We start from the raw sequence: 3,692 nt of genomic DNA on the forward strand, positions 1-3,692 counted from the left end.
GGTTCCGCCGTCGGTGGCCGCGTCGTCCGCCGCGCGCCCCCCATCGTTGTCGAATCAAACAGCTCCGCCTCGTCGACGTACTCCGTGATCCCCTTCCGCGCGGCCTCCCGAGGGGGCGGAGGACGTACAGCACGGCGCTCGCGAAGACGATGGAGAGCGCGGTGAGCGTGAGCGCGTACGGGTGGAAGATGGTCTCGGCGGCCGGCACCGTCGACGTGAGGAACTCGAAGCCGGTTCCCTCGCCGATGTTGTTCGCGTCGGTCAGCTGGAGCGGCGCGGACCCGGAGATGCCCCAGTGCCACGTCAGGCCGAGTCCCATGTACCCGGCGACCGCGAGCAGCGGATAGTGGACGTCGATCCCCTTGCGGTGCGCGACCTTCCCCATCTCGCGGGCGAAGATGGCCCCCATGATGAGGCTGAAGCCCCAGTGGACCCACGCCAGCGACATCGAGATGAACCCGACGAACGCGGCCGCCTGCGCGCCGGAGTTCGGTATCTCGGCGAGCCGCTGGAGGATCGCGTTCACCCGCGGGTGGTACGCGATGACGAACCCGGTCATCAGGATGAGCACCATCTGCATCGAGAAGCCGAGGAACGCCCAGAACCCGCCGTACCAGAACTCCAACAGTTCCACCGGTCCCGAGTCGGTGGCCAGCAGTCCGGCCCCGTAGACGATATACGTCAATAGAATGGCGAAGACGAACGGACTCGGCATCCACCGTTCGACGATCTCCGATATTCGGAACCCGACACGTTCGATGACTCCGGCCCCGCTACTCGCTGCCATACGCTCCGTATCCAGTATCCTACAGCATAAATAATGGGATACGGTCGTAACGGCTGACAGGTCGCCGGCGGTGCCGACGGCGGAGGCCAGCGGGGCGTCCTCACTCGACCCGCTCGAACCGGTGTCGGACCACGTCCGCGTCGTCGTCCCAGTCGAAGCTCCCGCCGTGCGCCTTGACCATTCGCTCCTTGTACGCCGAAAGCGACGGCGACCCCTCGCGTTTCGCGTCCGCGTCCGTCATGTCGCCGAGCGTGCGCTCGGTCACCTCGGTCAGTTCGAAGGCGACGCCGTCGATCTCGAAGGTGTCGCCCTCGTCGCCGTACCGGTTCCCGCGGTGGAGCTGCGTCACCTCGCCGTCGAGGGCCGCCTGCTTCACGCGGTCGTTCGGCAGCAGGTCGGCCGGATCGTTTTCGGACATGACCGTCCGTTTGTGCCGCGAACGCTTAGGCGCGACGGCGAGCGCGGACTCGGACCGGGGCCGCGACCACCCGAATTACGGATCTCGAAACCGCCGCCTCGGCGGTGTTCACGTCCGTGAATATCGGTTTCGCGTTCCGAGCCGAGGGATTCAAGATACTGCCGATGCCCTTCTCGGATGATGCGACAGGACCACCTCATCACCGCGACCCAGCTCTCGCGGGATGACATCGAGACCGTACTCGACCGGGCCCGAGCGGTCGCCGACGACCCGGCCGCCTACGCGGACCGGCACGCGGGCCGCGTGCTCGCGCTCTGCTTTTTCGAGCCGAGCACGCGCACCCGAATGAGCTTCGACAGCGCGGCCAAGCGCCTCGGGATGAACACCATCGACATGGGCGACGTCGACTCCTCGTCGGTCTCGAAGGGCGAGTCGCTGTCTGACACCGTCCGCGTCATCGAGGGGTACGCGGACGCCATCGTCCTCCGGCACCCCAGCGAGGGCGCGGCGACGCTGGCCGGCGAGCGCGTCGACGTCCCCGTGGTCAACGCGGGCGACGGCGCGGGCCAACACCCCTCCCAGACGCTCCTCGATCTCCACACCATCCGCGAGGACCACGGGCTCGACGACCTCACGATCGGGATCATGGGCGACCTGAAGTACGGGCGGACGGTCCACTCGCTGGCCGCCGCGCTGACGAACTTCGACGTCAACCAACACTTCATCAGCCCCGAGTCGCTGCGGCTCCCGCGGTCGGTCCGGTTCGACCTCCACGAGACGGGCGCGCAGGTCCGCGAACACGAGGAACTCGAACCCGTCCTCGACGAACTCGACGTGCTGTACGTCACCCGGATCCAGAAGGAACGGTTCCCGGACGAAAACGAGTACCACCGTGTCGCGGGCGAGTATCAGATCGACGCCGACACCCTCGCGGACGCGCCCGACGACCTCACCGTGATGCACCCGCTCCCCCGCGTCGACGAGATCGCGCCCGACGTCGACGAGACCGACCACGCGCGCTACTTCCAGCAGGCGCACAACGGGGTCCCGGTGCGGATGGCGCTGCTCGACACTCTCATGGAGAACGCCGAGGCCGCCGAAGGCACGGAGGTGGACCGATGAGCGAACACGAGCTCCGCGTCTCGAAGATCCGCGACGGGACCGTCATCGACCACGTCGAGGGCGGGCAGGCGCTGAACGTGCTCGCGATCTTGGGCATCGACGGCTCCGAGGGGTTCGGCGTCTCCGTCGGGATGAACGTCCCCTCCGACCGCCTCGGGCGCAAGGACATCGTGAAAGTCGAGGACCGAGAGCTGTCGCAGTCGGAAGTCGACGTCCTGTCGCTCATCGCGCCCGAGGCGACGATCAACATCGTCCGCGACTTCGAGGTCGTCGAGAAGAACCGCGTCACCCGCCCGGACAGCGTGACGGGCGTGCTCTCCTGTCCGAACCGCAACTGCATCACCAACGCCGACGAACCGATCGAGACCCGGTTCGATGTCGTCGCCGACGGCGTGCGCTGCGACTACTGCGCGACGATCCTGCGCGCGGACATCGCCGACCACATCGACGTCTGAGACGATCCTCTCTCACTACGCGACGCCTCGCGCTCTCCGCGACCGTCTCGCACTCCGGTAGATTTTAGCGCCCGCCGCCCGACGTGGGAGACATGAGCAAGAAAGCCAAGCTCGTCCTCGTGCTGTCGCTCGTCGCGCTCGCGTACTTCCTCTTCGCCGGCGACAAGCAGCCGGTCGAAGTCGAGTAACCGCGCCGCTCCCTCCGAGAGCCGCATCGCGCGCTGACCCGCATCGTCCGCCGAACCACTGACGCCGGCTCGTATCGCGCGCCGACGCCGCGATACCGTCCGTTTTTACCGACCTGTCCCGTAGCCGGCTCCATGTACGGGGTCGTCACGCGCAACGCCGACGAGGTCGACATGGAGCCGTTCGACCTCGGCTTCTACGAGGTCAAAGACGTCACGGGCCGCGCGGCCGAGCCGCTGCCGAACGCCGTGAACATGGTGTCGTGTTTCGGCGACAACGCCGCCGCGAGCGAGAACGAGGACCTCGTTCCGGTCGACGAGCGCGGCGAGCCGGCGACCCGCGACCGCGAGTACTTCGACTGGGCGTACATCTGCCCGACCCACCCGGAGTACCGCGATGGGCTGCTGGAGATCATCGCGGACTGCGCCGCCGCGAACGGCGACGTGCGCCTCGACGACGTGGGGTTCCCCCGCGAGGGGTTCTGTCACTGCGACCGCTGTGAGCGCCTGTTCGCCGAGAGCGACCGCGACGAGTTCGCCGACTGGCGTGCCGACGTCATCACCGAGTTCGTCGCCGAGGCGGCGGAGTTGGTCCCCGGTCGCCTGCTGCTCACGCTGTACCCCGATCCCTACCCGGACCACCTCTACGAGCGCGCCGGTCTCGACCTCGACCGGCTGGCCGACCACGTCGACGAGTTCGTCGTCCCGCTGTACGACACGGCGTA

The 3,692-nt window shown here is 67.6% G+C and carries 4 protein-coding genes and 1 pseudogene; 3 read left to right on the plus strand and 2 right to left on the minus strand.

Going from position 1 to position 3,692, the window contains the following annotated elements:
* Window positions 1-787: pseudogene (locus BN903_RS04340) on the minus strand (TIGR00366 family protein); the annotation flags it as partial.
* 100 nt (window positions 788-887) lie between these two features.
* On the minus strand, window positions 888-1,205 hold the full coding sequence (locus tag BN903_RS04345) for an ASCH domain-containing protein (RefSeq protein WP_048076559.1): 318 nt from the start codon (window positions 1,203-1,205) through the stop codon (window positions 888-890).
* Between the two features lie 180 nt (window positions 1,206-1,385).
* Here BN903_RS04345 and pyrB point away from each other — a divergent pair, with 180 nt between their 5' ends.
* The 3 genes from pyrB to BN903_RS15560 form a co-directional block, all read left to right on the plus strand.
* Entirely contained in the window at window positions 1,386-2,327 is a 942-nt protein-coding gene (gene pyrB, locus BN903_RS04350; RefSeq protein ID WP_048076753.1) for an aspartate carbamoyltransferase, read from the plus strand.
* The gene (pyrI, locus tag BN903_RS04355; protein WP_048076560.1) at window positions 2,324-2,782 is read left to right on the plus strand and encodes an aspartate carbamoyltransferase regulatory subunit; all 459 of its coding nucleotides are present in this window, start codon (window positions 2,324-2,326) and stop codon (window positions 2,780-2,782) included. Before pyrB ends, pyrI begins: the two co-directional genes overlap by 4 nt.
* 320 nt (window positions 2,783-3,102) lie before the next feature.
* Window positions 3,103-3,692: hypothetical protein (locus tag BN903_RS15560; RefSeq protein WP_048076786.1), on the plus strand; the 590-nt coding region annotated here is incomplete at its 3' end.

Source organism: Halorubrum sp. AJ67 (assembly GCF_000513435.1).

Coding starts and splice junctions, on each gene's coding strand:
- BN903_RS04345 (WP_048076559.1), bottom strand. CDS start 1,205: ATGTCCGAAAACGATCCGGCCGACCTGCTGCCGAACGACCGCGTGAAG.
- pyrB (WP_048076753.1), top strand. CDS start 1,386: ATGCGACAGGACCACCTCATCACCGCGACCCAGCTCTCGCGGGATGAC.
- pyrI (WP_048076560.1), top strand. CDS start 2,324: ATGAGCGAACACGAGCTCCGCGTCTCGAAGATCCGCGACGGGACCGTC.